Here is a 16,268-nt window from a genome sequence, read left to right on the forward strand (position 1 = left end):
CCGATCGGCGCACGGCGGCCGGAAGTCTATATCAGGTCTGAAGGGAGCCGCACATGCTGGCATTCATTGTTAGACGGGTCGTAAACGCGGTTGGCGTGATGCTGGCGGTGGCGTTGCTGGCCTTCGTGATTTTCCGTTTTGTCGGCGACCCCGTCGACATGATGCTCAACGAGCAGGCCTCGCAAACGCAGCGCGATGAACTGCGCGAGCGGCTGGGGCTGAACGCATCCGTGGGCATGCAGTTCGTCCACTTCGTGACCAATGCGGCGCAAGGCGAGTTCGGCATTTCGTACCGCAACCAGCAAGACGTGTTCGCGCTGGTGGCCGAACGCTTTCCCGCCACGTTCGAACTGGTGATGATGGCGACGCTGCTGTCGCTGGTCGTCGGCGTGCCGCTTGGCGTGTTGACGGCCATCTATCGCAAGTCGCGCGTGGCGCAGGCCTTGCAGTTTGTCTCCATTCTGGGCATCTCGCTGCCCAGCTTCGTGGTGGGCATCATGCTGATCCTGATCTTCTCCGTCCAGCTGGGCTGGCTGCCCGGCTTCGGCCGTGGCGACACGGTGAAGATCGGTGGATGGTCCACGGGCCTGTTGACGCCATCGGGCCGCGCGGCGCTGGTGCTGCCGTCCATCACGCTGGCGCTATTCCAGATCACGCTGATCATGCGGCTGGTGCGGGCCGAGATGCTGGAAACGCTGCGCACTGAATTTATCAAGTTCGCGCGGGCCCGCGGCCTGCCGGACAGGGTGGTGCATTTTCGGCTGGCGCTGCGCAACTGTCTGATGCCCGTCATCACCGTGACGGGCATGCAGATCGGCAACCTGATTGCGTTCGCGCTGATCACGGAAACGGTCTTCCAGTGGCCGGGCATGGGCCTGCTGTTCATCCAATCGGTCATGTTCGTGGACATTCCCGTGATGGCCGCCTATCTGGTGATCGTGTCCTTCATCTTCGTGACGCTGAATACGCTGGTGGACATGATGTATGGCGTGGTCGATCCGCGCTTGCGCAGCCAACACGTCAAAGGAGCCGCCAATGCTCACTAAACCTTTCTCGGGCGGCGCGCAAAGCCGGCTGTCCCGCTTCCTGCAAAGCGATTTGTGGTGGAGCCTGCGGCACGACTACGTGGCGATGGGCGCGGGCATCGTGCTGCTGGGCGTGGTCCTGCTGGCCCTGTTCGCGCCGTGGATCGCGCCGCAGAACCCGTATGACCTGGCGCAGCTGGACCTGCTGAACGCCGAACTGCCGCCCTTCTGGGTGGAGGGCGCCGACCCGCAATTCCTGCTGGGCACGGACACGCAGGGCCGCGATGTGTGGTCGGCCATCCTGTATGGGTCTCGCATGTCGCTGGTGATCGGCCTGGCGACGGTGGTGCTGTCGCTGGCGATCGGCCTGCTGGTGGGGCTGGCGGCGGGCTACTTCGGCGGCTGGATCGACAACGCGCTGATGCGGCTGGGCGACACGCTGCTGAGCATCCCGACGATTCTCGTGGCCATCCTGGTGACGGCCGTGTTCCGGCAGCTGTTGCCGCCGGGCCTGCGCGAAACGCTGTCGTCCGTGATCCTGATCCTGGCGATCTCCATGACCAATTGGGTGCAGTACGCCCGCACGGTCCGGGCCTCGGCGCTGGTGGAACGCGGCAAGGAATACGTGCAGGCGGCGCGGCTGATCCGCGTCAGCTCGTTGCGCATCATGCTGACCCACATCCTGCCCAATACGCTGACGCCGGTCATGGTGACCGCCACGCTGAACCTGGGCCTGGCCATCCTGATCGAGGCCACGCTGAGTTTCCTGGGCGTGGGCATGCCGCCCACCGAACCGTCGCTGGGCACGCTGATCCGCCTGGGCAACCAGTTCCTGTTTTCGGGGCAATGGTGGGTCGTGGTTTTCCCCGCGCTGTATCTGAGCCTGATCGTGCTGGTGGTGAACCTGCTGGGCGATTGGCTGCGCGACGCCCTGAATCCCCGTTTGCGCTGACGCGCATCGTTCAATAGAGGATAAGCATGGAAAATGCAACGCTGTATACCCACGTGCGTCCGGCGGGCGGCGAACCGACGTCGGTGCTGGTGCGCGACGGGCGCATCCACGCATGGGGGGGCGCGGCCCCCGCCGATGTGCCGGTGGTGGACGGCGGCGGCGCCTTGTTGCTGCCGGGGCTGATAGACGCCCACGCGCACCTGGACAAGACGATGTACGGCATGCCCTGGTACCGCAACGAAGTCGGGCCGCGGCTGATCGACAAGATCGAGAACGAGCGCGCCGAGAAGAAGCGCCTGGGTATCGACCCGTACCGCCAGTCGGCGAGGCAGATCGTGATGTCGATCGCGGATGGCACCAGCCATATCCGCAGCCATGTGGATGTGGATACTGACATTGGCCTGGCCGCGATCGAGGGCGTGATGCGCGCCCGCGAGCAGTACCGCGACCAGATCGACGTGGAACTGGTGGCCTTCCCGCAAAGCGGGCTGTTGATCCGCCCGGGTACGCTGGAGCTGATGGACGAGGCCCTGCGCATGGGCGCGGAAGTCGTGGGCGGCCTGGACCCGGCCGGCATGGACCGCGACCCCAAGGGGCATCTGGACGCCATCTTCGGGCTGGCCGATAAACACGGCAAGCCGATCGACATCCATCTGCACGAAGCGGGCGAACTGGGCGCGTTTTCGATGCAGATGACCATCGACCGCGTGTTGGCGCTGGGCATGCAGGGCAAAGTCACCCTGTCGCACTCGTTCTGCCTGGGCATGACCGACACGCAGGCGGTGCAGGGGCTGACCGATGGGTTGCTGGAAGCGGGCATCCACATCATGACGACGGGCTCCGCGTCGCGGCCGGTGCCCAATGTGGCGCGCCTGCGCCAGGCGGGCGTGACGGTCTGTACCGGCAACGACGGCATGCGCGATACCTGGGGCCCCTACGGCAAGCCCGATATGCTGGAGCGCACGATGCTGGTGGGCTTGCGCAACAACTTCCGCCGCGATGATGAACTGGCGCTGGCGTTGGACGTGGCCACCTACGGCAATGCGCGCGTCATGAATCTGGCGGACTACGGATTGGAGCCCGGCTGCCACGCCGACTTCGTGCTGGTCGATGCTGAAACGGTTGCGGAGGCGATCGTATCGCGGCCGGTCCGCAAGCTGGTGGTCAAGCGCGGCCGCGTGGTCGCGCGCGATGGCCGCGCGCTGGCGGAAGCGCCGTGATGCGCGCCGCCGAAGGCCCCGTCTTGCTGACCGCGCGCTGGGTGGTCGGCCACGAAAACGGGCGTCACTGCCTGTACGAGAACGGCGAAGTCGTCTTCGACGGCAATCGCATCGTGTATGTCGGCCACCATTATCCGGGGCGGGTCGCGCGCCGCCACGACTACGGCCGCGCGGTGATCGGCCCGGGCTTCGTGGACCTGGATGCGCTGTCCGACCTGGACACGACCATCCTGGGTTTCGACAATTCGCCCGCTTGGCGCAAGGGCCGCATCTGGCCGGACACCTATATGAAGCGGGGGCCATACGAGATGTACACGCCCGCCGAATTGGCTTTCCAGAAGCGCTACGCCTTCGCGCAGTTGATTCGCAACGGGATCACCACGGCACTGCCCATCGCATCGCTGTTCTACCGCGTCTGGGGCGAAACGCGCGACGAGTTCCTGTCGGCGGCCGACGCGGCCGGCGAACTGGGGCTGCGGGTGTATCTGGGCCCGGCTTACCGTAGCGGCCATACGTATGTGGATGGCGAGGGCAAGATCCGCTGCCACTACGATGAGGCGCGTGGCATGGCGGGCCTGGCCGACGCGGTCGCATTCTGCGACGAGGTCGAAGGGCGCCACGAGGGCCGCGTGCGCGCCATGCTGTCGCCCGATCGCATCGAGACGTGCACGCCTGGGTTATTGCGCGCGTCGGCCGCCGCCGCGCGCGAGCGCAGCATCCCGATCCGGCTGCATTGCTGCCAGTCGCGCCTGGAATACGATCTGGTGCTGGAGCAGCATGGCATGAGCCCGCCGGAATGGCTGCAAAGCCTGGTCTTCCTGTCCGAACGCGCCTTGCTGCCGCATGGCACCTACGTGTCCGGCTCGCGCCATATCGACCGGCCCGGGCACGACATTGACATCATCCGCGACGCGGGTGCCAGCATCGTGCATTGCCCGCTGGTGTCGGGGCGCCACGGCGCCACGCTGGAATCGTTCGCGCGCTACCGAGATATGGGCGTGAATATCGGCATGGGCACCGATACGTGGCCGCCCGACATGGTGTTGAACATGCAGGTCGGGATGATGCTGTGCCGCGTGGCCGAAGGCGCTGCCGACGCCGTGCGCTCGGAGGACTATTACGACGCCGCCACCGTCGGCGGGGCGGATGCCCTGGGGCGGCCAGACCTTGGCCGGCTGGCGGTCGGCGCCAAGGCCGACATCGTGGTGTTCGATTTTTCGCACGACCGCAATGGCCAGATGATCGATCCGATCCAGACGCTGATGATCAGCGGCAGCGGGCGCGATGTGTCGCAGGTGATCATCGACGGCCGTTTTGTGATGGTGGACGGCCATATCCCCGGTTTTGATGCGCGCCTGGCGCAAGCGCAGGCGCAATCGCAGTTCGACGGCCTGGTCGCACGCTACCCCGACCGCACGTGGGGCCATCCCCCGATCGACCAGATTTTTTCTTCCAGCTATCCGCGTCCCGCAAGGAGCCCGTCATGATGGCAATCCTGTCCCGCCCGGCAGCGCCCGAGTCCCGCCCCACGTCCACCGGCACGCCGACCTTGTCCGTGCGCGGCCTGTCCGTGGAGTTCCCAACGCGGCACGGCGTCCTGGTGGCCACGCGCGACATCAGTTTCGATATTCAGCCGGGCGAGATCCTGGGCATGGTGGGCGAGTCCGGCGCGGGAAAATCGCTGACCGGCATGGCGGTGATCGGCCTGCTGGAGCCGCCCGGCCGGCTGGGCGGCGGCGAGATCCACCTGGCGGGTAAGCGCATCGACAACCTGCCGCCGAAGGCGCGCCAGCGGCTGCGAGGCAAGGAGATCGGCGCGATCTTTCAAGACCCGCTGACCAGTCTGCATCCCCTGTTTACCGTCGGCGATCAACTGGTGGAGACCCTCCGTCACCACGACAAGTCCTCCGCGGCCGCCGCACGCGCCCGTGCGCTGGAACTGCTGGTGGCCGTGGGCATCCCGGCGGCCGACAAGCGCATCGACCACTATCCGCACCAATTCTCGGGCGGCATGCGCCAGCGCGTGGTCATTGCATTAGCCTTGGCGGCGCGGCCCGCGCTGATCATCGCCGACGAGCCCACGACGGCGCTGGACGTGTCCGTGCAGGCGCAGATCACCGCGTTGCTGCGCCGGCTGTGCCGGGAGCAAGGCACCTCGGTGCTGCTGGTGACCCACGACATGGGCGTGATCGCCGAGACCGCCGACCGCGTGGCCGTGATGTACGCGGGCCGCATCGTCGAGATCGGCCCGGTGCTGGACGTGCTGCGTCGTCCCGGTCATCCCTATACCCAGGGCCTGATGAATGCCATCCCCGGTCTGCGCCAGCGCGCCGAGCGGTTGAACCAGATCGACGGCGCTATGCCGCGGTTGCACGCGATGCCGGAGGGCTGCGCGTTCCATCCCCGCTGCGCCCTGGCAGGGCCGCGTTGCGCGCAAACCCGCCCGCCGCTGGCCGCGTCACCGGCGGGCGCCACCGTCAGCGCCTGCTGGCTGCATCAAGGAGGCGTCGCTCATGCCGCGTAACGATGATCTGCTGTTGCGGGCCGACGACCTGGCCTGCTGGTTCGATGTGTCGCCGCCCTGGCTCGAGCGCACGCTGTCGCGCCAGCCCGAGCAAACGCTGAAGGCGGTGGATGGGGTGTCCCTGGCGGTGCCGCGAGGCACCACGCTAAGCATCGTCGGGGAATCCGGCTGCGGCAAGTCCACGCTGGCGAAACTGCTGGTGGGCCTGGTTGCGCCGACGCGCGGCAAGCTGCAATACGGCCGCAACCGCAGCGGCGGCGTGCTGCACCCGCAGATGATTTTCCAGGACCCCTACGCGAGCCTGAATCCGCGCTGGCGCGTGGGCAATATCGTGGCCGAACCCATCATCACGCTGGGCTTGCGGGCCACACCCGCCGACACGCGCCGCCGCGTCGACGAGCTGCTGGAATTGGTGGGCCTGTCCGCCAGCGACGCAAGCCGCTTTCCCCACGAGTTCTCGGGCGGCCAGCGGCAACGCATCTCCATCGCCCGCGCGTTGGCGACGGAAGCCGAGTTCCTGGTCTGCGACGAACCGACTTCCGCCTTGGACGTGTCGGTGCAGGCGCAGATCCTGAACCTGATGGGCGACCTGCAAAAGGAGTTCGGCCTGACCTACGTCTTCATCAGCCACAACCTGTCGGTCGTGCGCCATGTGTCGGACAGTGTGGCGGTGATGTATCTGGGCAGAATCGTGGAACAGGCTGCCGCCGACCCGTTGTTCGATTCGCCCCAGCATCCGTATACGCGGATGCTGCTGGACACGATTCCGGACCTGGAAGATCCCAGACGGGACCGGGAGCCGATGGGCGGCGAAGTCCCGAACCCGATCCAGCCGCCGACGGGGTGCACGTTCCATCCCCGGTGTCCGGATGCGCGCGACGAATGCCGGATCGATGTGCCGGAGGTGAGCAGCGTGGGCGGGCGGCAGGTACGGTGTCATGCGGTGAGGTGGGAGAAGACGGCGGTGGCGGCTTAGGGGGGATGTTGTTGATCGTGTGCGTGATGCCGCCGACCGTGTGCGTGATCCCGTCGACCGTGCCCGTAGGATGGGTGGAGTGCGTCCCGGCCGATATGAGCACATGGACGCGTGCCGCACGCAACCCATCATCGATGCATGCCGCCACGATGGGTTGCGCGCGATGGGTATTCCGATCCTTCTGCGAAGTCTGCCGCGCTTCACCCATCCTACGAATGGGGTTGGTCCGTTCGATGAGCGAGAGCCTGTCCGTATTTTTGTGGGCGAGGCGTTTTAAAAGTTGTTATCCCCGCGCCGCAGTAAACCGTTCGCCGAACAGGATAGCAAACTGGTTCATGGCGACTTTCCAGTCGAAGGTCGCCCTCACGGACTTGGCCAGCACGTTGCGTAGCGCCAGCCATAGGAGCTTGATGGCGGCCTCATCAGTGGGGAAGTGACCGCGCGTCTTGATGATCTTGCGCAATTGCATGTTCAAGTTCTCGATGGCGTTGGTCGTATAGATCACGCGCCTGATGTCCGGCGGGAAGACGAAGAACGGCGTGACGTTCTCCCAGGCCCGCTGCCAGGCCGCGACGATCGTGGGGTACTTGATCCCCCAGGGCCCATCGGCGAACGTTTGCAGCGCCTGCTCGGCCGCTTGTGCGCTGGCGGCGGCGTAGATCGGGCGCAGGGCGGCGGCTACGGCCTTGCGATCCTTCCAACCCGCGTAATCCAGGCTGTTGCGGATCAGATGCACGATGCAGGTCTGCACCGTCGTGCGCGGGAAGGCCGTGCCGATGGCGTCGGCCAGGCCCTTCAGGCCATCGACCACGGCGATCAGGATGTCCTGGCACCCTCGGGTTTTGAGTTCATTGAAGACCTTGAGCCAGAACTTGGCCCCCTCGGTCTGCTCGACCCACAGGCCCAGCACGTCGCGCTGGCCGTCGGCCTGCACACCCAGCGCCAGGTAGACCGCCTTGTTGCTGACCCCGCCGTCGTCGCGGATCTTGACCCGCAGCGCGTCGAAGAACACCACCGGGTACATCGCTTCCAGCGGCCGGTTCTGCCAGGCAATCGTCTCGGCCATGACCTCGTCGGTGACCGAGCTGATGAAGTCCGGCGATACCTCGGTGCCATAGCTCTCGGCCAAGAACGCCTGGATCTCGCGCACGCTCATGCCCCGGGCGTACATGGAGATGATCCGGTCATCGAACCCGGTGAAGCGCCGCTCATGCTTGGGGATCAGGATCGGGGCGAAGGAGCCGTCCCGGTCGCGGGGAAGCTCCACGCGCACCGGGCCATGCTCGGTCAGCACCGTCTTGCCGCTGGCGCCGTTGCGCTCGTTGGCCTGGCCTTCGGGCTTGTCTTGGCCTGGCCGATATCCCAGATGCAGGTTCATCTCCGCGGCCATCGTCCGCTCGATCACCGCCTTCTGGAACGACAGGAACAAGTCTTGAACCTCGCTGGGCGTCATCGGTCCCTTGACCAGATGATCCAGCAACTCGGGTGGCACTTCAGGCAGCGGCCCACGGGCCGCCGCCTGAGCTGCTGCTGTGCGTCTCTTCTTCATCGGCATATCCATGATCTTTAGTCCTCATGATATGCCCCGCACACAAAATCACGGATAGGCCCATGAGCGATGGCCTTTCTATTGGACGCGAAGTCCCCCACATCACTTCCCGTAAACCAAATCCCTTAACCCCAAGGACAGGCCCGGCCAATAGGTGATCACCATCAAGCAGACGATCACCACCCCGACAAACGGAATCAGCGGCCTGACTATCCGCTCCAGCGGCAACTTGGCCACCGCGCAAGCGGCGAAGAGGTTCACGCCGAACGGCGGCGTGATCATGCCCAACGCCAGGTTCACCACCATGATGATCCCGAAGTGCACCGGCTCCACCCCGAACTTCATCGCCACCGGCAGCAGCAATGGTGCCAGTACCACGATCGACGCCGACGTCTCGATGAACATCCCGATTACGAACAGTGCCGCGTTCACGCCCATCAGGAACGAGAACTTGGTATCGAAGATCTGCGACAGCCACACGCCCAGCGCATCCGGGATGCCCGCGCGGTTCAGCAGGAAACTGAAAACCCCCGCGTTGGCGATCACGAACATGATCACGGCGGTGGACACCACGGACTTGTGCAGCGTCACGGACAACTGCTTGAAGCTGAGGCGGCGGTAGATGAACTTGCCCACCACCACCGCATACATCACCGCCACCACCGACGCCTCCGTCGGCGTGAAAATGCCGCCGTAGATGCCGCCCAGGATGATGACGGGCATCATCAACGCGAGCCAGGCGCTCTTGAACGCCGGCCACAGCGGCAGGCGACCTTCGCCGTCGCGCTTGCCCAGGTTGTTACGCTTGGCGTAGAACCATACGTAGAACATCAGCGCCACGCCGATCAAAATGCCGGGCATCACGCCGGCAATGAAAAGCTCGCCGGTGGACGTGTCGGTGGACACGGCGTACAGAATCATCGGGATCGACGGCGGAATGATCACGCCCAATTCGGCCGCGCTGGCCTGTAGCGACGCGGCGAAGGGCGCCGGGTAACCGTGGCGGATCATTGCCGGGATCAGGATCGCGCCCACGGCGAACGTGGTCGCCACGCTGGAGCCGGCTACCGCCGCGAAGATCATGCAGGTCAGCACGCAGGTGCAGGCCAAGCCGCCCTGGATGCCGCCGACCACGCTCTTGGCGAATTCGACCATGCGTTCGGAAATGCCGCCGGCCTCCATCAGGTTGCCGGCCAAAATGAAGAAGGGGATGGCGACCAACGGGTACTTGTCCAGCGCGGCGTACAACTGCTGGGCAACCACCACCCAGGGCAGGCCGGCGGTGCCGACGCCCGCCAGGCTGGCCAGGCCAATCGACACGGCGACCGGCACGGACAGCCCGAAGAAGATCAGCATCGAGACAATCATTATTTGGGACATGGCGATATCTGCTGCTCAAGTTCGATAAGGGGCGGCTTAGCCTTGCGCGTCGTTGCGCACGGGCACGTCTTCTTCTTCGCCGGCGCACCAGCGGGCCAGCACGGCGATGGCGGCCAGCGTCGCCCCGACGGGGATCGCCAGGTAGATCCAGGAAATCGAGATATCCAGGCTCGGCACGGTCTGGAAGCGCACGCGATAGGTCATGTTGCCGCCAATCCAGGCCAGAAAGCCCAGGAAAGTGGCGCAGATCAGGCCGATCACCGTTTCCAGCACGCGGCGCTTGGCGCCACCGAGCAGGTTGCGCAGCAGTTCAACGCTGATCATCGCGCCGTGGCGGAAGGCCAAGGCCACGCCCAGCAGCACGGTCCAGATCAGGAGGGCGCGGGTCAGCACCTCGCTCCAGTCGGCGGGCGACTGCAGCACGAAGCGGGCAATGACCTGGTAGAAGGCGGCAGCCGCGGCGGCGACCAGCAGAAGTTGGGCAAGAACCGAGACCAGCTTGAACAGGCCGCGGTCGAAAGCGCAGAGCAAACGCATGATGAATCCCGATGGCGGTAAACGCACAGGGTGGAAAACGGCAGGCAAGCGGGACGACAATCCCGCCGCCTGAAGGCAAGGCGCCCGCGGGGCGCCAGCCGCTTACTTGGTGTCGCGGATCGAGTCGACCAGCTTCTTATCGAACTTCTTGTAGTACTCGGGGTAGGCGGGCTCGACGGCGGCGGCGAAGGCGGCGCGATCCACCTCGGACACCTGCATGCCTTCCTTCTTCAACTGTTCCACGCCGGTCTTCTCGATGTTGTCCACGTAGGCGCGCATGGCCAGCGCGGAGTCCTTGCCCGCCTTGTCGAAGTTGGCCTTGTCGGCGGCCGACAGGCCGTCATAGACGTTGGCCGACATCAGCACCAGGGCGGGGCCGTAGACGTGGCCGGTCAAGGACAGGTACTTCTGCATCTGCGACAGCTTGGCCGACGTGATCACCGACAGCGGATTTTCCTGGCCGTCGATGGTGCCTTGCTGCAGGGCGGTGGCGACTTCAGGCCAGGCCATGGGCGTGGGCAGAATGCCGATCTGGCGGAAAGCCGTGATGTGGATCGGGTTTTCCGTGGTGCGGATCTTCAGGCCCTTGGCGTCCGCCGGGGTCTTGACCGGGCGCACATTGTTGGTCAGGTGGCGAAAGCCCTGTTCGCCCCACGCCAGGGCAATGATGCCGCGGCTGGGGAATTTGGCCAACATGTCCTGCCCGATCTTGCTGTCCAGCACCGTGCGGGCGTGTTGCAGGTCGCGCAGCAGGAAGGGGATATCGAAAACCCCAGTCTCGGGAACAAAATTGAGGGTAGCCCCTGTCGAAACGATGGCCAGGTCGATGGTGCCGATCTGCAGGCCCTCGATGACTTCGCGTTCGCCGCCCAGCGCGCTGTTGGCGAATTGCTGTACCTTGTACTTGCCGTTGGTCGAGGCCTCGATGGACTTGGCCATGGCGTCGGCGCCCGCGCCGTAGTGCGACGAAGTCGACAGGGCGTAAGCCATTTTCAGGGTGGTCTGGGCTGCCGAGGGCAGCGAGGTAGCGGCCGCGCAGGCGGCCAGAATCGTGGCCGCAAGCCAGGATTTACGCATTGTCTTCTCCGGTATTAGGTATCTTTATGGGCGGCTTTGCCTCCCGCCCCGGGATGATATCGGGATTCGGACGCCTTATAGGCGGTTAGTTAACATTGATGAATGATGGATTTCCCTGATATGTCACAGGCCAAGCGCCCCGGTTTCTGGTCCACCCTGCGCCTGGGCGCCAGGATGATGATGCGCGACGCCCGGGCGGGCGAACTGCGCTTATTGGTGCTGGCGCTGGTCGTGGCGGTGGCTGCCGTCACCAGCGTTGGCTTCCTGGCCGACCGGGTTGGCCGGGCGCTGGAACGCGACGCCGGGCAGATGCTGGGCGCGGATCTGGTGCTGGACGCCGATGAACCGGTGCCTGCCGCGTTCCTGGACCAGGCGCGCCAGCGCGGCCTGGCGCTTTCCAGCACCTGGCAGTTCCCGTCGATGGTCGGGGCCGGCGACGGTGCGCAGCTGGCGGCGCTGAAGGCCGTCGAGCCGGGCTATCCGCTGCGCGGGGCCCTGCGCGTGGCCGAAGCCCCTTTCTCGCCCGACGCGCCGACACGCGACATTCCCGCCGAAGGGGCGGTCTGGGTGGACGCCCAACTGCTGTCGCTGCTGAATCTGAAGGTGGGCGACACCCTGAATGTGGGCGACGCCCATCTGCGCATCGACCGCGTGATCACCTACGAGCCGGACCGCGGCATGCAGTTCGTCAATGTGGCGCCGCGCGTGTTGCTGCGGGCAAGCGATCTGCCGGCCACCGGCCTGATCGCACCGGGTAGCCGCATCGGCTACGCCATGCTGGTGGCCGGCCAGCCCGACGCCGTGGCGGGCTATTCGGCCTGGCTCAACCAGAACCTCAAGCGCGGCCAGAAGGTCGCCACGCTGGAGTCCGGCCGGCCGGAGGTGCGCCGCGCCCTGGACCGCGCGCAGCGCTTCCTTTCCCTGGTGGCGCTGCTGGCCGTGCTGATTTCCGCGGTGGCCGTGGCGCTGGCCGCCGGACGCTACATGACCCGGCACCGCGACGGCATCGCCGTCATGCGTTGCCTGGGCGCCGTGCAGTCGCAGGTGTCGCGGATGCTGACGCTGGAGTTCACGCTCGTCGGCCTGTTCTCGTCCGCCGCGGGCTGCATGCTGGGGTACGCGGTGCACCAGGTGCTGGTCATGCTGCTGGGGTCGCTGATCGACACCCAATTGCCCGCGCCGTCCGCCATTCCCGCCTTGCAGGGCGTGTTGACCGGCCTGTTGCTGCTGCTGGGCTTCGCCTTGCCCGCGCTGGCGCAGCTGCGCCATGTGCCGCCGGCCCGGGTGCTGCGCCGCGACGCAGATACGATCAGCGCCCGTAGCGCCTTTGGCTACGCGCTGGGCGCCACGGGCTTTGCCCTGCTGATCTGGTGGTTCGCGGGCGACGCCAAGCTGGGGGGCGTGGTGGCAGGGGGCTTTTTGGGCGCGTTTGCCGTGTTCGCGCTGGTGGCATGGCTGTGCATCCTGGGCCTGGCGCGCGTGCGCGGCCTGGCCTCGGGGCTGCCGGCGCTGCGTTTCGCGCTGGCCGGGGTGGTGCGGCGGCGGGCCGCCACGATCACGCAGGTCTGCGCCCTGGCGGTGGGCCTGATGGCGCTGCTGCTGCTAACCATGACGCGCACCGACCTGATCGACGGCTGGCAGCGCACGATGCCGCCGGATGCGCCCAACCGCTTCCTGATCAATGTGCAGCCCGACCAGCGCCAGGCCGTGACCGCTGCGCTGACCCGCGAGGGCCTGGGCCGCATCGCGTTGTCGCCGATGGTGCGCGGGCGGCTGATCGCCATCAACGGCAAGCCGGTCGGCCCGGACGATTACGAAGAACCGCGCGCCAAGCGGCTGGTGGACCGCGAGTTCAACCTGTCTTACAGCGACGAGATGCCCTCGTCCAACAAGATCGAACAGGGCCGCTGGCTGGCGCCCGGCTCGTCCGAGGTGTCGTTGGAGTCGGGGTTGGCCAAGACGCTGGGCCTGAAGCTGGGCGACAAGATGACCTTCGATGTGGCCGGCCAGCAGGTCGAGGCGGCCGTGTCCAGCACCCGGCGCGTGGATTGGGATACGATGCGCGTCAATTTTTTCGCCATCCTGACCCCGGCCGCGCTTGCCGACATGCCCCAAAGCTGGATCACTTCCTTTTACCTGCCGCCTGAAAAGGCGGCGGTGCTGCCCGCGCTGGTGCGCGAGTTCCCGAACCTGACCGTGTTCGACGTGGGCGCCATCCTGCAGCAATTGCAGTCGGTTCTGAATGAAGTGGGCAAGGCCGTCCAGTTGCTGTTCCTGTTCACCCTGGCGGCTGGCGTGCTGGTGCTGTCGGCGGCGCTGACGGCCACCCGCGACGAACGCATGCGCGAAGCCGCCGTGCTGCGGGCGCTGGGCGCCACGCGCAGCCAGCTGGCGCGCTCCCAGCGCATCGAGCTCTGGGCCGTAGGCGGGCTGGCGGGCCTGCTGGCCGCCGCCGGCGCCACCGTGATCGCTTGGGTCTTATCAACCCAGGTGTTCGATTTCACGATTACCCTCAGCCTCTGGCCGTGGCTGGCCGGTATCGGCGCGGGTATGCTGGGCGCCTGGGCGGGCGGCGCCCTGGCCCTGCGCGGCGTGTTGCGCACGCCGCCCCTGGTCACCCTTCGAGAAACCTGATGACGTCCCGCGTCCATACCATTACTGAACCCGTGGAAAATACCCGCAGCGTTTTTGACCTTCTTGGCGGCGAGCCCGGCGTGCGTGCGCTGGTCGACCGCTTTTACGACTTGATGGACATGGAGCCCGACCTGAAGGCGCTTCGCGCGGCCCACGGGCCCAGCCTGGACCAGGCGCGCGACAAGCTGTTCTGGTTCCTGTGCGGGTACTTCGGCGGCCCCGACCACTATATTGAACGCTTCGGCCATCCCCGCTTGCGTGCGCGCCACTTGCCGTTCTCGATCGGCGAGGTCGAACGCGACCAGTGGGTGACTTGCATCGGGCGCGCCATGGAAGACCAGGGCATCGCCCCGCCGCTGGTGGAGCGGTTGCTGGAATCGTTCTACGGCGTAGCCGACTGGATGCGCAACCGTGAAGGCTGACGATCCGCGCGGCGCTCAGCGCCAGGCCTGGCCAGGGCCGCTTGGCGGCGCCATGCTCAGCGACGCGTCCCGCCTGGCCGGATCGGGCCCGGAAATCTTCAACCCCGCGCATTATGGCGACCGGGCCCGTCCCGTGGATGCCGGCGGCCGCCAGGCGGCGTGGTTCGTGCAGGGGCAGGGCTGGCAGGGCGTGCTGCGCCGCTACCGCCGCGGCGGCATGATCGCCCGCATCAGCCGCGACGCCTATCTCTGGAACGGCGAAGACCGCACGCGCAGCTTCCGCGAATATCGGCTGTTGGCTGCCATGCGCGCGCAAGGGCTGGCCGTGCCCGCGCCGCTGGCCGCTGCTTATTGGCGCCAGGGGCCCATCTACCGGGCGGCCATCGTGGTCGAACGGATCCCCGGCGTGCGGCCCCTGGCCCACGCGTTGGCCGAGCCGCTGTGGGGCGCGGTGGCGGACGCCATCGTCCGCATGCACCGCGCCGGCGTCTGGCATGCCGACCTGAACGCCTTCAACATCCTGATCGGAGGCGACGGCCAGGTCTGGCTGATCGATTTCGACCGCGGGACCCAAGGCGCGTTGTCGGACCGGCAGCGTCAAGGCAACCTGGACCGCCTGCGCCGGTCGCTGGTCAAAGTGGCCGGAGAAGAGGGCGACCGCTTCTGGATGAAGCTGCGCGACAGCTACTGGACGGCATGGGGCGTCGGCATCCAGCCCTGATACCGCATGGGGGCGCGCATTTGCCGTCATCGGGCCCTAATTGCGTCGACTCGCCCCCGAAGTTGGGCGGCCGACCGCCAAAAGGCTTTATGATTTCGCCTTTTGGTACTCCTGACATACACGGCATACGGCAAGGGGGCTTGTAATGGAACTAAGGGCGGGAATGCGCTGGGCGCTAGGCGCGGTGTTGGTCGCGGCAGCGGCATCGTCGGCGGTCGCGCAGAACAAGGTCGTCAACGTCTACAACTGGGCCGAATACACGGCGCCGGACACGATTCCGGGTTTCGAAAAGGAAACCGGCATCAAGGTCCGCTATGACGTCTACGACAGCAACGACACGCTGCAAGCCAAACTGCTGGCCGGCAAGTCGGGTTACGACGTCGTTGTCCCGTCCACCCATTACGCCTCGCGCCAGATCGAGGCCGGTTTGTTCCAGAAGCTGGACAAGTCCAAGATCCCGAACTGGAAGTACCTGGACCCGGAAGTGATGGCGCTGGTGGCGACCGTCGATCCCGGCAACGAGTACGCGATCCCCTGGGGCTACGGCACGAACGGCCTGGGCTACAACGTCACCAAGGTCAAGCAGATCATGGGCGACAACGTCGACCTGGCCAGCTGGGACATGATCTTCAAGCCCGAGAACGCCGCCAAGCTGAAAGAATGCGGCATCTCGATGCTGGACGAAGCCGCGCAGGTATTCCCGGCGGTGCTGAAGTACCTGGGCAAGGATCCCAACAGCACCAATCCGGACGACTACAAGGCCGCGCTGGATGTGCTGAAGCAGATCCGCCCGTATATCCGCCAATTCAGTTCGTCGGGCTACATCGACGAACTGGCCGTCGGCGACCTTTGCATGGTCTACGGCTTTTCGGGCGACGTCATGATCGCCAGGAAGCGCGCGCAGGAAGCCAAGAAGGCGTATGAAGTGAACTACTTCATCCCGAAGGGCGGCGCGCCCGCATGGTTCGACCTGATGGTCATCCCCAAGGATGCTCCGCATCCTGAAGAGGCCCTGGCGTTCATCAACTACATTGAAACGCCGAAGGTCCATGCAGCCATCACCAACACCATGTTCTACCCCAACGCCAACAAAGAGGCGCGGCAGTACGTGGTGAAGGACGTGGCCGACAACCCCATGATCTACCCGCCGGCCGAGGTTTCCAAGACCCTGTACGTGATCAAGGCGCTGCCCTTGAATGTGCAACGCCTGCAAAACCGGATGTGGTCCGAGCTGAAGTCTGGAAGATAAGT

The 16,268-nt window shown here is 65.9% G+C and carries 14 protein-coding genes; 10 read left to right on the forward strand and 4 right to left on the reverse strand.

Annotated features, from left to right (window positions below; all coding sequences use genetic code 11):
* Positions 1–53 precede the first annotated feature (53 nt).
* The 6 genes from ACI0FO_RS04670 to ACI0FO_RS04695 are packed head-to-tail and all read left to right on the forward strand — an operon-like array spanning position 54 to position 6,697.
* Positions 54–1,046, forward strand: coding sequence for an ABC transporter permease (locus ACI0FO_RS04670; protein ID WP_416024442.1), 993 nt, complete (start codon positions 54–56; stop codon positions 1,044–1,046).
* Positions 1,036–1,977: an ABC transporter permease gene (locus tag ACI0FO_RS04675; protein WP_416024444.1), complete on the forward strand. Its 942-nt coding sequence runs from the start codon at positions 1,036–1,038 to the stop codon at positions 1,975–1,977. The genes ACI0FO_RS04670 and ACI0FO_RS04675 overlap by 11 nt, the downstream gene beginning before the upstream one ends.
* 26 nt (positions 1,978–2,003) lie before the next feature.
* Complete coding sequence (locus tag ACI0FO_RS04680; protein WP_416024446.1) at positions 2,004–3,197, forward strand: amidohydrolase family protein; 1,194 nt, start codon at positions 2,004–2,006, stop codon at positions 3,195–3,197.
* On the forward strand, positions 3,197–4,684 hold the full coding sequence (locus ACI0FO_RS04685) for an amidohydrolase family protein (protein ID WP_416024447.1): 1,488 nt from the start codon (positions 3,197–3,199) through the stop codon (positions 4,682–4,684). Before ACI0FO_RS04680 ends, ACI0FO_RS04685 begins: the two co-directional genes overlap by 1 nt.
* Entirely contained in the window at positions 4,681–5,721 is a 1,041-nt protein-coding gene (locus ACI0FO_RS04690) for an ABC transporter ATP-binding protein (protein ID WP_416024449.1), read from the forward strand. The genes ACI0FO_RS04685 and ACI0FO_RS04690 overlap by 4 nt, the downstream gene beginning before the upstream one ends.
* Positions 5,711–6,697, forward strand: coding sequence for an ABC transporter ATP-binding protein (locus ACI0FO_RS04695; RefSeq protein WP_416024451.1), 987 nt, complete (start codon positions 5,711–5,713; stop codon positions 6,695–6,697). Before ACI0FO_RS04690 ends, ACI0FO_RS04695 begins: the two co-directional genes overlap by 11 nt.
* Positions 6,698–6,980: 283 nt before the next feature.
* Here the strand turns inward: ACI0FO_RS04695 and ACI0FO_RS04700 are convergent, their stop codons facing one another.
* The 4 genes from ACI0FO_RS04700 to ACI0FO_RS04715 all read right to left on the reverse strand — a co-directional run bounded on the left by ACI0FO_RS04700 (position 6,981) and on the right by ACI0FO_RS04715 (position 11,240).
* Positions 6,981–8,252 (reverse strand): IS256 family transposase, encoded by a 1,272-nt coding sequence (locus tag ACI0FO_RS04700; protein WP_416024568.1) that lies wholly within the window; start codon positions 8,250–8,252, stop codon positions 6,981–6,983.
* A gap of 96 nt (positions 8,253–8,348) precedes the next feature.
* The gene (locus tag ACI0FO_RS04705) at positions 8,349–9,626 is read right to left on the reverse strand and encodes a TRAP transporter large permease (RefSeq protein WP_416024453.1); all 1,278 of its coding nucleotides are present in this window, start codon (positions 9,624–9,626) and stop codon (positions 8,349–8,351) included.
* A 36-nt stretch (positions 9,627–9,662) separates the two neighbouring features.
* Complete coding sequence (locus ACI0FO_RS04710) at positions 9,663–10,163, reverse strand: TRAP transporter small permease (RefSeq protein ID WP_416024455.1); 501 nt, start codon at positions 10,161–10,163, stop codon at positions 9,663–9,665.
* A 102-nt stretch (positions 10,164–10,265) separates the two neighbouring features.
* Positions 10,266–11,240 carry a TRAP transporter substrate-binding protein gene (locus ACI0FO_RS04715; RefSeq protein ID WP_416024457.1) on the reverse strand — a complete coding sequence of 325 codons (975 nt, stop codon included), beginning with the start codon at positions 11,238–11,240 and terminating at the stop codon, positions 10,266–10,268.
* A gap of 102 nt (positions 11,241–11,342) precedes the next feature.
* Between ACI0FO_RS04715 and ACI0FO_RS04720 the strand changes: the two genes are divergently transcribed.
* The 4 genes from ACI0FO_RS04720 to ACI0FO_RS04735 all read left to right on the forward strand — a co-directional run bounded on the left by ACI0FO_RS04720 (position 11,343) and on the right by ACI0FO_RS04735 (position 16,266).
* Positions 11,343–13,874, forward strand: coding sequence for an ABC transporter permease (locus tag ACI0FO_RS04720; protein ID WP_416024459.1), 2,532 nt, complete (start codon positions 11,343–11,345; stop codon positions 13,872–13,874).
* Positions 13,874–14,296, forward strand: a complete 423-nt coding sequence (locus ACI0FO_RS04725; protein WP_199196873.1) for a group II truncated hemoglobin — start codon at positions 13,874–13,876, stop codon at positions 14,294–14,296. Before ACI0FO_RS04720 ends, ACI0FO_RS04725 begins: the two co-directional genes overlap by 1 nt.
* A complete protein-coding gene (locus ACI0FO_RS04730) occupies positions 14,286–15,017 on the forward strand; it encodes a 3-deoxy-D-manno-octulosonic acid kinase (protein WP_416024461.1) in 732 nt (243 codons plus the stop codon). The genes ACI0FO_RS04725 and ACI0FO_RS04730 overlap by 11 nt, the downstream gene beginning before the upstream one ends.
* A gap of 145 nt (positions 15,018–15,162) precedes the next feature.
* Complete coding sequence (locus ACI0FO_RS04735; RefSeq protein ID WP_416024463.1) at positions 15,163–16,266, forward strand: polyamine ABC transporter substrate-binding protein; 1,104 nt, start codon at positions 15,163–15,165, stop codon at positions 16,264–16,266.
* Positions 16,267–16,268: the final 2 nt, after the last annotated feature.

The sequence above is a fragment of the Achromobacter marplatensis genome (assembly GCF_049060505.1).
In the GTDB taxonomy this organism is placed as follows: Bacteria; Pseudomonadota; Gammaproteobacteria; order Burkholderiales; family Burkholderiaceae_B; genus Achromobacter; species Achromobacter marplatensis_A.